The following is a 16,207-nucleotide window of genomic DNA, read 5'->3' as shown; positions in this document are numbered from 1 at the left end:
TTGTCGTACGTCGAGATACCGGGCGCGAAGGTACCCATCCGTCTGTGGACCGACCCCGCGTCGGTCGAGGAGGGCGCCCTGCAGCAGCTCCGCAACGTCGCCACCCTCCCCTGGATCAAGGGCCTGGCCGTCATGCCGGACGTGCACTACGGCAAGGGGGCGACGGTCGGGTCCGTCATCGCGATGCGGGGAGCGGTCTGCCCGGCCGCGGTGGGGGTGGACATCGGCTGCGGAATGTCAGCGGTGAAGACGTCCCTGACGGCCAACGACCTGCCCGGCGACCTCTCCCGGCTGCGCTCGAAGATCGAGCAGGCGATCCCGGTGGGCCGGGGCATGCACGACGACCCCGTCGACCCGGACCGGCTGCACGGGTTCGCGTCCGGGGGGTGGGACGGCTTCTGGGAGCGGTTCGACGGCGTGGCGGATGCGGTCAAGTTCCGTCAGGAGCGGGCCGGAAAGCAGATGGGAACGCTCGGCGGAGGAAACCATTTTGTCGAGGTCTGCACTGACTCGACCGGTTCTGTCTGGCTGATGCTGCACTCCGGCTCCCGGAACATCGGCAAGGAGCTGGCGGAGCATCACATCGGCATCGCCCGGGAACTCCCGCACAACCAGGGCCTGGTCGACCGGGACCTCGCCGTCTTCGTCGCGGACACCCCGCAGATGGCGGCCTACCGCAACGACCTGTTCTGGGCGCAGGAGTACGCGAGGTACAACCGCTCGATCATGATGGCGCTCCTCAAGGACGTCGTCCGCAAGGAGTTCAGGAAGGCGAAGCCGGCCTTCGAGCCCGAGATCAGCGCCCACCACAACTACGTGGCCGAGGAGCGCTACGACGGCATGGACCTGCTGGTGACCCGTAAGGGCGCGATCCGGGCGGGCTCCGGGGAGTACGGGATCATCCCCGGCTCGATGGGCACCGGCTCGTACATCGTGAAGGGCCTCGGCAACGAGAAGGCGTTCAACTCGGCCTCGCACGGCGCCGGCCGGCGGATGAGCCGGACGGCGGCGAAGCGGCGCTTCTCGACCAAGGACCTGGAGGAGCAGACGCGGGGCGTGGAGTGCCGCAAGGACTCCGGTGTCGTGGACGAGATCCCGGGCGCCTACAAGCCGATCGAGCAGGTCATCGACCAGCAGCGGGACCTGGTGCAGGTGGTGGCGAAGCTGAAGCAGGTCGTGTGCGTGAAGGGCTGAGCCCTCTTCGGACACGGCCGTGAGGCGCACGGCTGTGTCCTCGCGGGCGTGGCCGGGATCGTGTACGGGCCTCGCGGTGGGTGGCGGCGGCCGTCGTCCAGGACGGCCGGCGGCGGTCGTCGTCTACGACGGCTGCGTCAGTTCCTCCGGGAGCAGGCCGAGCTGGTTCATGAATTCCATCTGGTCGAAGTAGAGCCGGTAGCTGGTGATCCGGCCGTCGTGGACGGTGGCGAAATCCACGCCGCGTATCCGGATGTTCCGCTGGGTCGCGGGGATCGACGTGCCGTCGGGGAACTCCAGCGGGCCGGTGTTCCTGCCGCTGTAGATCCCCTCGTCGACGGCGGTGTCGCCGACCTCGAACGACGCGAGCGACTCGAAGGCGGCGTCGGGCACCGCGTCCGTCATCTGGCGCCAGTACTCGGCGATGTCGTCCCGTCCGTGGATCTCGCCGCCGTCGGGGGTGTGGGCGACCGCGTCCTCCGCGAAGAGGTTCGCGATGGTCTTGGGGTCCTGGTGTGTGGTGAGCGCCTCGGTGAGCTGGTCCATCAGCTCGCGGGCCTGTCCCATGATCCACCTCCTGTGCAGGGGATCACCCGTCTCATTGTCTCACCGCGCGCCTATCCTGGCTCCGCGGATCGCTGTTCGATTCGTCCACAGACGCGCACACGTTCAGGAGCAGCTCATGGCCACCGCCGTACCGTCCGCCGCCTCCCGCATCGCCGTAGTCACCGGGGCGAGCGGCGGGATCGGCGCCGCCACGGCCCGGCAGCTCGCCGCAGCGGGATACCGCGTCGTGCTGACCGCGCGCCGCAAGGACCGCATCGAGGCGCTGGCCGAGGAGATCAACGACGCGGGCGGACAGGCCACCGCGTACCCCCTGGACGTCACGGACCGCGCGGCGGTCGACGAGTTCGCGAGCGCGTTCAGGACCATCGGCGTGCTGGTCAACAACGCGGGCGGCGCGCTCGGCGCCGACCCGGTGGCCACCGGCGACCCGGCCGACTGGCGCACGATGTACGAGACGAACGTCATCGGCACGCTCCACGTCACCCAGGCCCTGCTGCCCGCGCTGACCGCGAGCGGTGACGGCACGGTGGTCGTGGTGTCGTCGACGGCCGGGCACGGCACGTACGAAGGAGGCGCGGGCTATGTCGCCGCCAAGCACGGCGCGCACGTCCTCGCCGAGACGCTGCGGCTGGAGATCGTCGGCACCCCGGTCCGGGTCATCGAGATCGCGCCCGGCATGGTGAAGACCGACGAGTTCGCCCTGACCCGCTTCGGCGGCGACGAGGCGAAGGCGGCGCGTGTCTACGAGGGTGTCGCCGAGCCCCTGACCGCCGACGACGTCGCCGGGACGATCACCTGGGCGGTCACCCGGCCCAGCCATGTGAACGTCGACCTGCTCGTGCTGCGCCCGCGCGCGCAGGCCTCCAACACCAAGGTCCACCGGGAGCTGTGAGCGCGGAGGAGGGGCTGACCCCCGAGAAGCGCAGGCTCGCCGAGGAGAAGAAGAACGAGCGGTACGTGTGGTGGTACCTCGCGTACTTCCTCTTCGGCATCCACATCGTCGCCTTCGTGATGATCTACGCGGTCCTGCACGCGAAGTAGCCTCCGGGCGTCCTCCTCTCAGGCCGGGGACAGCGCCTGCGCGTACGCCCTCGGCGGCACCCCCACCGTCGCCGTGAAGTCGCGGACGAGATGGGCCTGGTCGGCGTACCCGAGGTCGGCGGCGAGGGCGGCCCAGTCGACGGCCCGGTCGGTCTCGGCGCGCTCCAGGGCCTCGTGGATGCGGTAGCGCAGGATGACCCACTTGGGGCCCACGCCGACGTACGCCGAGAACAGGCGCTGCAGGACGCGTACGGAGACGCCCTCGGCGCGGGCGAAGTCGGCGACACGGCGGATCGTGCGGTCGGCGCGGATACGGGTGACCAGGGCCATGGCGAGGTCCGCCTGGGGGTCGGGGTCCGGGGCGAGCCCGGTCAGGAACGTGTCGAGGGCGGCGACACGGGTGTCCTCGTCGTCGGGGTCCAGGACCGGGGCCGGGGTGATGCCCTGGCCCGGGAGCGCCTCGGGCAGGCGTACGCGGCGGCCGGTCCAGTGGGTCGCGGGGTGGGACGGGGCGAAGGGGCGGAAGCCGCCGGGGCGGAACTGGATGCCGCAGACCCTGCCCCTGCCCTCCAGTCTCTGGGTGAAGAGGCCGAGGCCGATGCCGGAGATCTCGGCGACGGGCTCCTGTCCCTCGTGCCGCTGGAAGACGACGTTCACCGAGGGGTGCGGGACGACCTGGGAGACGTACGGCTCGGACAGGTCCCAGTCGATCAGCCAGTAGTGCTCCAGATACGGGCGCAGCGGCTCGGCGGGTTCGCGGCGGCGGAAGCGGACCCGGGTGAAGAGTTCCCCGGCGTCGACGATGCCTCGGGTGTCACGGCGTGGGGCGGCCATGGGGACAGCGTAGGGACGGCCACTGACAGGGCCTGGGGTCCGGCGGTGCCCGGGGTCCGGCGGTGTCCTCGCTTCCTTCGGTGCCCGGGCGTCGATGGGAGCGAGGAATAGTGGAGAGAGGGCGCTCGTTCACGGGTATAGTTGAATCGTAAACAACCTGGGAGGGTGGCAGCGATGATGCAGTTCGGGATCTTCAGTGTCGGAGACGTGACTCCGGACCCCACCACGGGCCGGACGCCGACCGAGCGCGAGCGCATCAAGGCGATGGTCGAGATCGCGCTGAAGGCGGAGGAGGTCGGCCTCGACGTCTTCGCCACCGGCGAGCACCACAACCCGCCGTTCGTGCCGTCGTCGCCCACGACCATGCTCGGCTACATCGCCGCGCGCACGGAGAAGCTCGTCCTCTCCACCTCCACCACCCTCATCACCACCAACGACCCGGTGAAGATCGCCGAGGACTTCGCGATGCTCCAGCACCTGGCCGACGGCCGGGTGGACCTGATGATGGGGCGCGGCAACACCGGACCCGTCTACCCGTGGTTCGGTCAGGACATCCGGCAGGGCATCAACCTCGCCGTCGAGAACTACGCGCTGCTGCGCCGCCTGTGGCGCGAGAACGTCGTGAACTGGGAGGGCAAGTTCCGCACACCGCTGCAGGGGTTCACCTCCACGCCCCGCCCGCTGGACGACGTGCCGCCGTTCGTCTGGCACGGCTCGATCCGCTCGCCCGAGATCGCCGAGCAGGCCGCCTTCTACGGTGACGGTTTCTTCCACAACAACATCTTCTGGCCGGCCGACCACACCAAGCGGATGGTCGAGCTGTACCGGCAGCGGTACGCCCACTACGGGCACGGCACGCCCGAGCAGGCGATCGTGGGTCTCGGCGGTCAGGTGTTCATGCGGAAGAACTCGCAGGACGCGGTACGGGAGTTCCGGCCGTACTTCGACGTCGCGCCGGTGTACGGCAACGGGCCGTCGCTGGAGGACTTCACCGACCAGACGCCGCTGACCGTCGGGTCGCCGCAGCAGGTGATCGAGAAGACGCTGGCCTTCCGGGAGTACGCCGGTGACTACCAGCGGCAGCTGTTCCTGCTCGACCACGCGGGGCTGCCCCTGAAGACCGTCCTGGAGCAGCTGGACCTGCTCGGCGAGGAGGTCGTGCCGGTGCTGCGCGCGGAGTTCGCGAAGGGCCGCCCCGCGGACGTGCCGGACGCGCCGACGCACGCGTCGCTGCTGGCCGCGGCCGGGAAGGGCGCGGGGAAGCCGGGCACGGAGTCGAAGGACGGGGAGTCGAAGGACACGGAGAAGAAGGAGCGCGTGGCATGAAACTGGTCGTCGTCTCCGCCGGGCTGAGCGTGCCGTCGTCCACCCGGCTGCTGGGGGACCGGCTGGCCGCGGCGGTCGTCGGACAGGACGCCTCGGTGGAGGTCCAGGTCGTCGAACTGCGCGACCTGGCCGTGGAGATCGCCCACCACCTCACCAACGGCTTCCCGGGCCGCAAGCTCGCCGCCGCGCTGGACGCGGTGGCGGGGGCCGACGGCCTGGTGGTGGTGACGCCGGTGTTCTCCGCCTCGTACAGCGGTCTGTTCAAGTCCTTCTTCGACGTGCTCGACCGCGACGCGCTGGCGGGCAGGCCGGTGCTGGTCGCCGCCACCGGCGGGTCGGCCCGGCACTCGCTGGTGCTGGAGCACGCGATGCGTCCGCTGTTCGCGTATCTGCGGGCCGTGGTGGTGCCCACGGCGGTGTACGCCGCCTCCGAGGACTGGGGGGCGGAGGGGCTGGCCGGGCGGATCGAGCGGGCGGCGGCGGAGCTGACCGGCCTGATGGGCGGCCTCTCCCGGCCGCCGGCCGCACCGCCGGCCGAACCGGAAGGGCTGACCGTGGTCCCCTTCGCGGAGCGGTTGGCGGCGCTGCGGGGCTGAGCGACACGGCCGGGGCGCCCGGGTCCCGAGGACCTGGGCGCCGAGGCATGCGGCCGCGTAGGGCGTGAGGCAGTGCACGGCGTGCAGTCGCGTACGGCGTGCGGCCCGCGTAAGGCGTGCGGCGGTGTACGGCGTGCGGCCGCGCACGGCGTCAGGTCGCTTACGGCGTCAGGTCGCTTACGGCGTCAGGTCGCCTACGGCGTCAGGCCGCTTACAGCGTCAGGCCGCCTGTTGTTTCCGGCCGCCCGCGCAGGTCCCCGCGCCCCTGAAGTACGCCGGAGCCGCCCTCTTCGCCGCGCGCAGCCCCCGGCCCAGCCAGGCCCGCGCCCGTGTCGCCCCCCGTTCCCAGGTGCGGTGGACCCGCGTCCCGCGCAGGTCGGCGAACAGGCGCTCGTACTCGGCGACGATCGGGGCCGGGTCGTAGCGGTGGGCGCTCGCGAGGGCGGCCCGGCCCATGGCGCGGCGCAGGTCCGGGTCGGCGATGAGGTCCAGCAGGGCTTCGGCGAGGGCGTGGGGGTCGTCGACCGGGACCAGACGGCCGTCGACGCCGTCGGTGACGATCTCGGCGGGGCCGAGCGGGCAGTCCGTGCTGACGACGGGCACGCCGCAGCGCATGGCCTCGACGAGGGTCATGCCGAACGACTCGGCGTCCGAGGCGCTGACGACGATCGAGGCGCGCGCGAACTCCTCCTCGATCGGGGTGTGCGGGCCCATCAGGTGGGCCCGGTCGGTGAGCCGGAGGTCTTCGGCCTGGGCCTCCAGCCGGCCCCGCTGATCGCCGCCGCCGTAGATGCGCAGCTGCCAGTCCGGTTCCTTCGCGGCGACCTTCGCGAACGCCTCCAGCAGGAGGTCGAAGCGTTTGCCGCGGGCCAGCCGGCCGGCGGCCGCGATGACGGGAGCCGTGCCGTCCGACGGCGCGACCGAGGCCGGCGGGACGATGTTGGGCACCGGCATCACCCGTACGCCCGGCAGTTTCATCCGCGCGCGGTACACGGCCGCGTCCGCCGCCGTGGTCGTCACCACCGCGTCCAGGGTGCGGTAGTGGCGGGCGAGGACCTTGCGCAGCTGCTTGCCGTGGGCGTCGTGGCGCAGGTGCTCCTGGCCGATGCGCAGAGCGCGGCGGGGGGCGAAGCGGGAGACGTAGACGTTGATGCCGGGGCGGGTGCCGATGACCACGTCCGCGCCGCAGCGGGCCAGATAGGAGCGGACCCGGAGGTCGGTGAGACGGCTGTACTGGCGGTGCCGCTTGTCCGCCGTCGGGAAGTCCACGGCGGGCTGCACCTGGGCCGGATCGCGCAGGTCAGGGCTGTAGGTGCGGATGTCCACCAGGGGGACGAGCGTGACCCGGGGGTCGATCGCGAAGCGTGGTTCGTCCAGGTGGCGGGCCATCGAGGCGATCTCCACGTCATGGTGGTCCGCGAACGCCGACGCCAGGTTCAGCGTCGTACGGACGGTGCCGCCGATGGCGTACGCGTTGTGCAGCAGGAAAACGATCTTCATGCGGCGGCTCAATGCCCTGCCTTCCCGACGGGTGAGGGGTGCGGTCGCGCGGTGGTGCGAAGGTGGCACGTTTGTCTGATTGTGCTGCTGATGATGGCGGTTTGACTGCTTCGACCCTTTGTACTCCATCTGTTCGCTCCGGCCGGGTTCCCGTGCGGGCGGGTGTCACACGGACGACGCTGCTCCGGCGGGGTAAGCCGGGCACGCGGCCGGGGTGAGAGGCCGGTAACGGACGGGGTGAGAGGCCGGTAAGAAGGGCCGTCCGGTGCCCCTGACGAGGTGGTGGGCGCCCGTGACCTTGGCAGACTGGGGGGGTGCCCCAGAACGTGCTGCTCGCCGAGGACGACCGCGCCATCCGCCATGCCCTGGAACGCGCGCTGACCCTGGAGGGGTACGAGGTCACGGCGGTCGCCGACGGCGTCGAGGCGCTCGCCCAGGCCCACCGCACCCGGCCCGACGTGCTCGTGCTGGACGTGATGATGCCCGGCATAGACGGGCTCCAGGTCTGCCGTGTGCTGCGCGCCGAGGGCGACCGGACGCCGATCCTGATGCTCACCGCGCTCGTGGAGACCGCCGACCGGATCGCCGGTCTCGACGCCGGCGCGGACGACTACGTCGTCAAGCCCTTCGACGTGGAGGAGGTGTTCGCGCGGCTGCGCGCGCTGCTGCGGCGCACGGGCAACGCGGACGGCTTCGCCCGGCCCCTCCCGCCGCCGGCCGGCGCGGCCACCGCCACCGGCGCCCCGGAGACCGGCGGGCTGCTCACCGCCGCCGGGCTGCGGATGGACGTGCAGGCGCGACGGGCCTGGCGCGGGACGCGTGAACTGGAGCTGACCCGCACCGAGTTCGACCTCCTGGAACTCCTCGTCCGCAACGCGGGCATCGTCCTCGACCACGCGACGATCTACGACCGCATCTGGGGCTACGACTTCGGGCCCGGCTCCAAGAACCTCGCCGTCTACGTCGGTTACCTGCGCCGCAAGCTGGACGAGCCGGGCGCCCCGGCGCTGATCCACACCGTGCGGGGTGTGGGGTACGCGCTGCGGGAAGACTGAGGGCGCGCCCGGTGCCGCCGCGTCCCGTGCGGGCACTGTCCCGGCTGCTCTCCCGGCTGCGGCCGGTCCCCTCGCTGCGGGCGACGTTCACCGTGTCGTTCGTGGCGGTCGCGTGTGTCGTCACGGTCCTCGTCGGGATCCTCAGCTACAGCGCGGCCGCGCGGCTGGTGCGGGTCGACGAGCAGACCGTGTTCTCCGAGGTCGTCCGTGATCTGCGGGAGCTGGTCGAGCAGGACCGGCTGACCCCGGAGGACTTCGCGCCGAGCGGCAGCGGCGGTCCCCGCGACGACCTGATCCGCTCCGGCCGCACGGACGTCCAGGTGCTCGGCCCGCACGGGGAGATCCTGGAGGAGGGCGCCCCCGGCCTGCCCGTACGGGACGAGGACCGCCGTACGGCCGACGGGGCCCTGCCCGGGGTGATGGTCGAGCACGGCGAGGTCGAGGTCGGCGACGACCGCTACCGGGTGGTGACCGTCGCGCTGGGCGGCGGCCGGGGTGCCGTGCAGGTCGCCCAGGAGTTCAGCGACACCGAGGACCTGCTGCGGGAGCTGCAGCAGCGGACCCTGCTGTTCGTGTCCGGCATCGTCATCTCCGCCGGGCTGTTCGGCTGGTGGCTGGCCCGGCGGCAGACCCGGCGGCTCGTGCAGCTGGCGGGGGCGGCGGAGGACGTGGCGCGCACCGGGCAGCTGGGCATCCAGGTGCCGGTCGCGGGCCGGGACGAGGTGGGGCGGCTGGGCCGGTCCTTCGACCGCATGCTGGTCCGCCTCGCGCAGTCGGAGGAGGACCAGCGGCGGCTGGTGCAGGACGCCGGGCACGAGCTGCGCACCCCGCTCACCTCCCTGCGGACGAACATCTCGCTGCTCCGGCGCATCGACGAGCTGCCGCCCCGGGTGCGCGCGGAACTCGTCGACGACCTCTCCCAGGAGGCCCTCGAACTGACCGATCTGGTCAACGAGCTGGTGGACCTCGCTGCCGGACAGTCCAGCACCGAGCCCGTGCAGCGGGTCGACCTGGCCGATCTCGCCGAGGAGGTCGCGGGGACCGCCCGCCGCCGTACCGGCCGCGAGGTCGTCGTCCGCGTGGCCGGTGACACGACCGTCGAGGGCCGGGCCGGGGCTCTCCAGCGGGCCATCTCCAACCTGGTCGAGAACGCGGCGAAGTTCGATCGCGCGGGGTCCGGCGCCATCGTGGTCGTCGTGGCGCGGGGGTCGGCGGGGAGCCTGGGAGAGCTGGGCGGCCTGGAGGAGCTGGGGCAGGGCGGGGGGCCGGGGGGCCTGCGAGGACTCGGGGGTGCGGCGGGGCCGGGGGCCTTCGGCGAGCCGGGTGGCGTGCGGGGATCAGGCGGCGCGCGTGACACGGGTGGTGCGCGCGTCTCGGGTGGTGCCCGTGACGTGGGTGGCGGGCGGGAAGCGGGTGGCGGCCCGGAAGTCGTCCGCGTGGAGGTCCTCGACCGGGGGCCGGGCGTCCCGGACTGCGACCTCGAACGCATCTTCGACCGCTTCTACCGTGCCCCGGACGCCCGCAGTCTGCCCGGTTCCGGGCTCGGACTGTCGATCGTGCGCGCGGTCGCGGCCGCCCACGGCGGCGCGCCCTTCGCGTTCCGGCGGGAGGGCGGGGGACTGGTGACCGGGTTCACGGTGCGGGGCGCGGGGGAGTGACGGCGGGCCGGGGCGGGCGTGGTGACCGGGCGGATGCGAGGCGGTCGCCCGGTACGCCGTCGGCGCCGTGTCAGGCGGTCGGGCGGGCCGCTCCCGCGCTCCAGCGGCCGAGGATCGGCTCGCCGAGGGTGCGGGCCGTCCGGCACAGGGTCTGGCCGTAGCGGGCGAAGAGTTCGTCGCGGTCGTCGAAGTGGCCGAGGTCGGCGACCACCTGGGCGGAGAGGTCGCAGGCCGCGCCGGGGGCCGTACCGCAGGCGTCCCACCGGACGCCGGTTCGGGCGATCGCGTCGAAGAGGGTCTCGCCGCCCTTGTTGGAGAAGCCGTCGCCTTCCCGGGCGGGGGCGTCGAAGAGGTCGCCGATCGGGACCCACGCGCCGCTGATCCTGAACTCCGGCCAGGCCAGCAGCACCTGCTCCGGCACGAACGGCTTCAGCCGGGGAAACCTCGGGTACCAGAAGGTGCCGTCCACCAGCAGCCCGCGCACCCGTGTCCGTACGCGCACGGCCCGGGCGACCGCCTCCAGCGCGGCCATCCGCTGGCTGCACGAGCCGCGGCGCAGCCGCAGGGTCCGCGACACGCGCCGGCAGTCCTCCACCGAGTACACCGGGCGTACGTTCCGCGCGATGATCCGGTGCGCGGTCCGCAGCGCGTCACGCGGCGTCGCCTCGCTCAGCACCCGGCGCGCGAGCGCCCCGACCAGTGGGTCGTCGTGGTCCAGGATCGCCGTGGCCCGCGTGGACCCGGCCACGCCCGCCGGCTCCCGGGCGGGCACCCCGGCCCGCCTGGCCTGCGCGTTGTACGACATGAGCAGCCGACTGGTCATGACAGTTCCGTCCCCGTGTCCCTACCTGTTCGCACCCCTGGAGGGGGCGCCGCCCGTCCCCTGCGGGCGCCCGCCGACCATCATCACACGAGGTTCCCGGCCGGGCCGCGGGCCGCTCGGGACGAGGGCGGGACCGTGGCCGCCCCCTGGCGCGGAGGGGCGCTTTCGTAGTACTTCCACCGACCCCATTGCGGTGGCGCGAACGGGCCGACTACGGTCGGTCCTGCGCTTACGGAGAGTGGTCGGCCGATCACTCGTGTGCACCCCTGTCGAACCAGCCCTGCACCCAGACTCCATCCCCTGCGTACCGCCAGTTGACGTGCACCCCGGGCCGTAGGCACCCGAGGAGGAGCCACCGACGCGGTAGGGACCGAGCAATCCCTTCTCGTCGCAACGGAGTTGATGACCCATGACCGAGACCACCCATGGCTTCGCCGCCCCGATCCCGGGCACCGCCCCCTGGCTCTCGCCCGCGGCGACGACGTACACGCTCGTCTGTCCGTCCCTCGACACCTCCCCGTACATCGCCCGCGATTTCGTCGCCACCGTCCTGCGTGCCCTCGGCCTCGACACCCTGGTCGACGCGGCGGCCCTGTGTACGTCCGAGCTGGTCACGAACGCCTGTGTGCACGCCAAGGGCGGAGGCTCGGTGCTCCGGCTGGCGGTCGAGTCCTGGCGGGTCCGGGTGACCGTCTACGACGGCGACGAGACCCCGCCGGTCATGCGGGAGTCGACCCCGGGCGGCTGGGAGGAGGGCGGTCGCGGCCTCTACCTCGTGGACGCGCTCACGGAGGGTCACTGGGGAACCTCCGCCACCGCCCCCGACGGTGACGGCCTCACCCGGCCCGACGGCAAGGCGGTGTGGTTCGACCTGGCGGCACCGGGCGGGTCCGTGCTGGGGTGATCCCCATGCGAAGCAGAGCAGAGTTCATCGCGCACGCGTACGGCCTCGGAGGCGGGGCGTGGGACATGGTGCCCGTCGCCCGGGGGGCGTTGGGACAGGTCTGGAGGCTGTCGGGCGGGGGTGACGGCGGAGGGCCGTGGGCGGTGAAGGAGCTGTTGTTCGGGTGTGACGTCGAACAGGTGGGCCGGGAGGCGGCCTTACGGGACGCGGCCGATGACGTGGGGATCTCGGCACCACGGCTGTTCGCGGACCGGGACGGGGCGTACGTCTCGCGGCTGCCCGACTCGATGGGCGGCGCGTACGTGAAGGTGTACGACTGGGTCGACGGCGACGAGGCGGATCCGGCCGATCCGGAGACGCTTCGCTGGTGCGGGCGGACGCTCGCTCTGTTGCACAGGGCCGGTGAGGGCGCCGGGGAGACGCCGGCCGACTGGTACGAGCGGTGCCCCGGGAAGGACGACTGGGCCGCGCTGTGCGAGACGGTCGGGCGGGCCGGGATGCCCTGGGCGGACGCCCTGGAGCGGTTCGCCGCGACCTCGGCGGTGGAGTTGGCGCGGTACGTCGGCCCGTCCGGGGGCGAGGACGTGGTGACCTCCCATCTCGACATGCGGCCGCAGAACGTGCTGGTGGGCCGCTCCGGGCCGGTCCTGCTCGACTGGGACAACGCCGGGCCGGTGTCGGCGGAGCGTGAACTGGCCCGCGCCGTCCATGTGTGGGCCGGGGGCGACGACTTCCGTGCCGATTCCGCCCGGCGGCTGGTTCGTGGCTACCGGGACGCCGGCGGCCGCGCGGTCGTCCGGGGGGTGGAGTCGTTCTCCATGCTCTTCGCGACGGAGCTGAACTACATCCGGGTGCAGGCCGAGTGCGCGATCGATCCCGAGGTGACCGAGGCACAGCGGGAGTTCGCGAGCGCGCAGGTCGTGGGCCTGCTGGGCAGGCTGCCCGATCCGGCCGCCGTCTCCCGGCTGGTGGAGGCGCTGGCTCCCGAGTGGTGAGGCCGCCCGGGAGGCCCGCTCAGGCGCGGTCGATGTGCACGTTGGTCGACTTCACACGGGCCGTGGCCTCCATGCCGACCTCCAGGCCCAGTTCCTCCACCGCCTCCCGGGTGAGCAGGGAGACCAGGCGGTGCGGGCCCGCCTGGATCTCGACCTGGGCCGCCACGTCACCGAGTTTCACGGCGGTGACGATGCCGGGGAAGGCGTTGCGGGCCGAGGTGTACGGGGCGTCGGCCTCGTCGGCCGGGGCCGAGGCCAGCTCCACGGAGAAGGCGGCGAGGTCCGTGCCGTCGATGAGCCGGCGGCCGTTCTCGTCGCGGCGGGTCGCCACCCGGCCCGCGTCCGCCCATCGCCGCGCGGTGTCGGGGCTGACCCCGAGCAGCCGCGCGGCCTGACCGATCGTGTAGGACTGCATGGCGCCAAGATATGCGCCCCCGGCAGTACGCCCGGCCCCGCCACCGGTCACGGGTCACCGGTCACGGGTCACCGGCCACCGGTCACGGGTCATCGGTCACGGGTCACCGGCCACCGGTCACGGGTCATCGGTCACGGTCACGGTCACGGTCACCGCAGGGTCGTCAGGAACTTCCCCAGTCGGGTGATGCCCTCGCGCAGTTCGTCCGCCGAGGCCGCGTACGAGAGGCGGACATGGGTGTCGGCGGTGTGCGTGCCGAAGTCCCGGCCGGGCGTCAGCGCGACATGCGCCTCCCGCAGCGCCCGCTCGCAGAACTCCCACGACGTCAGTCCGGTCCCGCCGACGTCGAAGTAGACGTAGAACGCCCCGTCGGGCGGTACCGGGACCGGCAGCCCGATCCGCTCCAGCCCGTCCAGCACGAGCGCGCGCCGCTCGCCGAACTCCACCCGGCGGGCCTCGCAGACCGCCAGCGACTCGGGGGTGAAACAGGCGAGCGCCGCGTGCTGCGCGGGAGCCGAGGCGCAGAGGAAGTAGTTCTGCGCGAGGCGTTCCAGCGCCGGGACGAGCGCCTCGGGGACGACGCACCAGCCGAGCCGCCAGCCGGTCATGCCGAAGTACTTCGAGAAGCTGTTGATCACGACGGCCCCGGGGTCGTACGACAGCGCGCTGCGCGGCGGCCGGCCCCGCTCGTCGTGGTCCCCGAGGTCGAGGTAGATCTCGTCGACGAGACGCCACGCGTCGCGTTCCCGGGCCAGGTCGCAGAGCGCCGCCAGCTCGTCGGCGGGAACGGAGGTGCCGGTGGGGTTGGAGGGGGTGGCGACCATCACCCCGCGCGTACGGTCCGTCCAGTGCGCCCGCACCGCCGCCGCGTCCAGCTGGAACCGGCTCGCGGCGGTGGTCGGCACCAGGGTCACCTCGGCGCCGAAGCTCTCGACGATCTGCCGGTTGCAGGGGTAGGAGGGGTCGCCGATGAGTACCTGGTCACCCGGGTCGACGAGCGCGGCGGTGGCCAGGACCAGCGCGGCCGAGGCACCGGCGGTGACGACGACCCGCCCCGGGTCGATCTCGACGCCGTGCCGGTCGCCGTAGAACCCGGCGACGGCCTCCCTCAGCGCCGGCAGCCCAAGGGCCGCCGTGTACGTCATCGGCCGCCCGTCCATGACCTCCCGCATCGCCGCCACGACGGCCGGGGGAGCGCCGAAGTCCGGTTCCCCGAGGCTGAGTTTGACGACGTCATGGCCCTGCGCGGTCAGCGAGGCGGCCTGCTTGGCGAACTCCATGGCGTAGAAGGGGGCGACGGCCCGGGCCCGCCGCGAGACCCGCACGCCCCCGGTGTCCCCCGGCCCACCCGTACCGCTCACCTCACTCATGCCGCTCGCATCACTCACGTCGCTCACGCCGTTCACATCACTCATGCCGCTCATGCTGCGGCCGAGAGGCGGCCCGGGGCCAGTACCGACCGACGTGCGGACGGCACCGGCCCCTGCCCCCGGTCGGTGTCCGCTACGCGGTGAGCGCCCCCGCGACCAGCCCCGCCGCCCTCGCCACCAGCGCGTTGTCCGTGGGGCCCGCCGGGTCGTACTTGGTGGACAGGACGGACAGGACGAGAGGCGGACGCCCCGGCGGCCAGACGACGCCGACATCGTTGGCGACCCCGTACGCCGACCCGCCGCCGGTCTTGTCCGCGAGCGTCCAGCCGGCGGGCAGGCCGGCCCGGAAACGCTCCACGTTCGTCGAGTTGGCGATCAGCCAGCCGGTCAGCAGCTCCCGGTCGGCGTCCGGCAGGGCCCGGCCCAGCAGGAGCCGCGCGTAGGTCCCGCCGATCGCCCGAGGGGTGGTGGTGTCCGTGATCCGCCACGGTTCCGCCGTGTTCAGCTCCGGCTCCCAGCGGTCGAGGCGGGTCGCCCGGTCACCCAGCGAGCGGCAGAACCGGGTGATCGCGGTGGGCCCGCCCAGCTCGCGCAGCAGCAGGTTCCCCGCCCCGTTGTCGCTGTGCGAGACGGTGGCGGCGCACAGCTCCCCGACGGTCATCCCGGCCGCGACGTTCTCGTCCGTGCTCGTGATGGGGCTGTAGCCCGCCGCCGAGGCGTACTCCTTCGTGTAGAAGATCCGCCTGCCGAGGTACGCGCCGTCGCGGTCGAGGTCCCGTAACACGGCCCCCGCGGCGAGGGCCTTGAACACCGAGCAGAGGGGGAACCGCTCGTGCGCCCGGTACGCCACCGTGCGCCCGGTAGCCGTGTCGTGGGCGAAGACCCCCAGCCGCGCGGCGTACTCCCGCTCCAGCTCGCCCAGCCGCCGCCAGAGCCCCGCGTCACCGGGGGCCGCGGCATACGCCGACCCGGCACCGAGCGACCCGAGAACACCCGCGACGCCCAGACCACCCAGGCCGAGCATCGCGCGACGGCGAGGGTGCGCTCCTGTGGTTCCTACGGTCCGCAAGATTTCCTCCGTACCCGAGAACGATCTCTGTCGGTACACAGGACGCGACGACCGGGACACCCGGTTTCGTGTCCGGGACGCGGGCGGGCGCATGACGAGGGCGGGGTCGTGAAACCCCGCCCGGACCTCCAGGAGGTCAGCTCACGGCCACACCAGGCAGTACGGCTGGTGCCCCGCCTCGTGCAGGCGGTGGCTGAAGTCCTGCCATTCGTGGAGCAGTTGGTAGACGTTGAAGGCGTCGCGGGGGCCGCCGCGGTCCGGGACCGTGGACCAGATGAACGCGGCCGCGCCGACCGCCTCCTCGCCGATGCCCCGGAGCGGGTCGACGACGGTCATCGGGAGCTTGACGACCGCGTAGTCGGGGTGGAGGACGACCAGTTCCAGCGGGGGCACCTTGTGCAGGGGGACGCCTTCGATGCCGGTCAGCACCATCGCGGCCATCGTCTCCGGCTTGATCTTGGTGAACATGCCGTTCATGCCGAGTTCGTCGCCGCCGAGTTCCTCGGGGCGCATCGAGATCGGGACACGGGCCGCGGTCGCGCCGTCGGGCGCGCCGAAGTATTTGTACGTCACCCCCACCCGACCAGCATTCCCGCTCCCCGCCCGGAGCCGGTTGACCACGTGGTCCAGGCCGTCCGCACGGCCCGTGCCGTCCGCGCTCTCGACGCGGTCCGTACGGTCCTTGCGGTCCGCGCGGCTCCTGCGCTCCGCGCGACTCCTGCGATCCACCAGGTCAGGCCGGTCCATCCGGTCCGTCTGATCCATTCCGTCCACACGATTGACGCGATCCACATGATCGGCACGATCCATACGGTCCATACCGTCCATACGGCTGCGGCGCCCGATCCGCTCAGGCCCGG

17 protein-coding genes are annotated in these 16,207 nt (G+C 72.6%); 9 read left to right on the top strand and 8 right to left on the bottom strand.

Annotated features, from left to right (window positions below; genetic code table 11):
* Complete coding sequence (locus tag SCAB_RS18465; protein WP_013001593.1) at positions 1–1,194, top strand: RtcB family protein; 1,194 nt, start codon at positions 1–3, stop codon at positions 1,192–1,194.
* 123 nt (positions 1,195–1,317) lie between these two features.
* Here SCAB_RS18465 and SCAB_RS18460 read toward each other — a convergent pair whose 3' ends face one another.
* Entirely contained in the window at positions 1,318–1,761 is a 444-nt protein-coding gene (locus SCAB_RS18460) for an ester cyclase (protein ID WP_013001592.1), read from the bottom strand.
* Between the two features lie 115 nt (positions 1,762–1,876).
* Between SCAB_RS18460 and SCAB_RS18455 the strand changes: the two genes are divergently transcribed.
* Both SCAB_RS18455 and SCAB_RS47345 read left to right on the top strand, forming a co-directional pair.
* Positions 1,877–2,653 carry an SDR family NAD(P)-dependent oxidoreductase gene (locus SCAB_RS18455; RefSeq protein WP_013001591.1) on the top strand — a complete coding sequence of 259 codons (777 nt, stop codon included), beginning with the start codon at positions 1,877–1,879 and terminating at the stop codon, positions 2,651–2,653.
* Entirely contained in the window at positions 2,650–2,802 is a 153-nt protein-coding gene (locus tag SCAB_RS47345; RefSeq protein WP_013001590.1) for a hypothetical protein, read from the top strand. Before SCAB_RS18455 ends, SCAB_RS47345 begins: the two co-directional genes overlap by 4 nt.
* Before the next feature lie 18 nt (positions 2,803–2,820).
* On the opposite strand, the gene SCAB_RS18450 is transcribed toward SCAB_RS47345, so the two are convergent.
* Positions 2,821–3,636 carry a helix-turn-helix transcriptional regulator gene (locus tag SCAB_RS18450; protein ID WP_013001589.1) on the bottom strand — a complete coding sequence of 272 codons (816 nt, stop codon included), beginning with the start codon at positions 3,634–3,636 and terminating at the stop codon, positions 2,821–2,823.
* A 177-nt stretch (positions 3,637–3,813) separates the two neighbouring features.
* On the opposite strand from SCAB_RS18450, the gene SCAB_RS18445 reads away from it, so the two are divergent.
* Positions 3,814–4,962 (top strand): LLM class flavin-dependent oxidoreductase, encoded by a 1,149-nt coding sequence (locus SCAB_RS18445; protein ID WP_046774336.1) that lies wholly within the window; start codon positions 3,814–3,816, stop codon positions 4,960–4,962.
* A complete protein-coding gene (locus SCAB_RS18440) occupies positions 4,959–5,558 on the top strand; it encodes a CE1759 family FMN reductase (RefSeq protein WP_013001587.1) in 600 nt (199 codons plus the stop codon). Before SCAB_RS18445 ends, SCAB_RS18440 begins: the two co-directional genes overlap by 4 nt.
* Positions 5,559–5,777: 219 nt before the next feature.
* Here SCAB_RS18440 and SCAB_RS18435 read toward each other — a convergent pair whose 3' ends face one another.
* On the bottom strand, positions 5,778–7,058 hold the full coding sequence (locus SCAB_RS18435; RefSeq protein ID WP_049875738.1) for a glycosyltransferase family 4 protein: 1,281 nt from the start codon (positions 7,056–7,058) through the stop codon (positions 5,778–5,780).
* A gap of 314 nt (positions 7,059–7,372) precedes the next feature.
* On the opposite strand from SCAB_RS18435, the gene SCAB_RS18430 reads away from it, so the two are divergent.
* Complete coding sequence (locus SCAB_RS18430) at positions 7,373–8,113, top strand: response regulator transcription factor (protein ID WP_013001585.1); 741 nt, start codon at positions 7,373–7,375, stop codon at positions 8,111–8,113.
* Between the two features lie 11 nt (positions 8,114–8,124).
* Complete coding sequence (locus SCAB_RS18425; RefSeq protein ID WP_013001584.1) at positions 8,125–9,771, top strand: sensor histidine kinase; 1,647 nt, start codon at positions 8,125–8,127, stop codon at positions 9,769–9,771.
* 70 nt (positions 9,772–9,841) lie between these two features.
* Here the strand turns inward: SCAB_RS18425 and SCAB_RS18420 are convergent, their stop codons facing one another.
* Positions 9,842–10,594, bottom strand: a complete 753-nt coding sequence (locus SCAB_RS18420; RefSeq protein ID WP_013001583.1) for a transglutaminase domain-containing protein — start codon at positions 10,592–10,594, stop codon at positions 9,842–9,844.
* Between the two features lie 409 nt (positions 10,595–11,003).
* Between SCAB_RS18420 and SCAB_RS18415 the strand changes: the two genes are divergently transcribed.
* Complete coding sequence (locus SCAB_RS18415) at positions 11,004–11,498, top strand: ATP-binding protein (RefSeq protein WP_013001582.1); 495 nt, start codon at positions 11,004–11,006, stop codon at positions 11,496–11,498.
* Positions 11,499–11,503: 5 nt separating this feature from the next.
* Positions 11,504–12,493 carry a phosphotransferase enzyme family protein gene (locus SCAB_RS18410; protein ID WP_037723016.1) on the top strand — a complete coding sequence of 330 codons (990 nt, stop codon included), beginning with the start codon at positions 11,504–11,506 and terminating at the stop codon, positions 12,491–12,493.
* A 19-nt stretch (positions 12,494–12,512) separates the two neighbouring features.
* On the opposite strand, the gene SCAB_RS18405 is transcribed toward SCAB_RS18410, so the two are convergent.
* The 4 genes from SCAB_RS18405 to SCAB_RS18390 all read right to left on the bottom strand — a co-directional run bounded on the left by SCAB_RS18405 (position 12,513) and on the right by SCAB_RS18390 (position 15,926).
* Positions 12,513–12,908 (bottom strand): TOBE domain-containing protein, encoded by a 396-nt coding sequence (locus SCAB_RS18405; protein WP_013001580.1) that lies wholly within the window; start codon positions 12,906–12,908, stop codon positions 12,513–12,515.
* A gap of 149 nt (positions 12,909–13,057) precedes the next feature.
* Positions 13,058–14,323, bottom strand: a complete 1,266-nt coding sequence (locus SCAB_RS18400) for a pyridoxal phosphate-dependent aminotransferase (RefSeq protein WP_013001579.1) — start codon at positions 14,321–14,323, stop codon at positions 13,058–13,060.
* A gap of 88 nt (positions 14,324–14,411) precedes the next feature.
* Positions 14,412–15,302, bottom strand: coding sequence for a class A beta-lactamase (gene bla / locus SCAB_RS18395; RefSeq protein ID WP_013001578.1), 891 nt, complete (start codon positions 15,300–15,302; stop codon positions 14,412–14,414).
* Between the two features lie 186 nt (positions 15,303–15,488).
* Positions 15,489–15,926 carry a hypothetical protein gene (locus SCAB_RS18390; RefSeq protein WP_003974483.1) on the bottom strand — a complete coding sequence of 146 codons (438 nt, stop codon included), beginning with the start codon at positions 15,924–15,926 and terminating at the stop codon, positions 15,489–15,491.
* Positions 15,927–16,207: the final 281 nt, after the last annotated feature.

This window comes from Streptomyces scabiei 87.22 (genome assembly GCF_000091305.1).
Taxonomy (GTDB): Bacteria; Actinomycetota; Actinomycetes; order Streptomycetales; family Streptomycetaceae; genus Streptomyces; species Streptomyces scabiei.
This window is presented reverse-complemented; position numbering and strand designations above follow the sequence as displayed.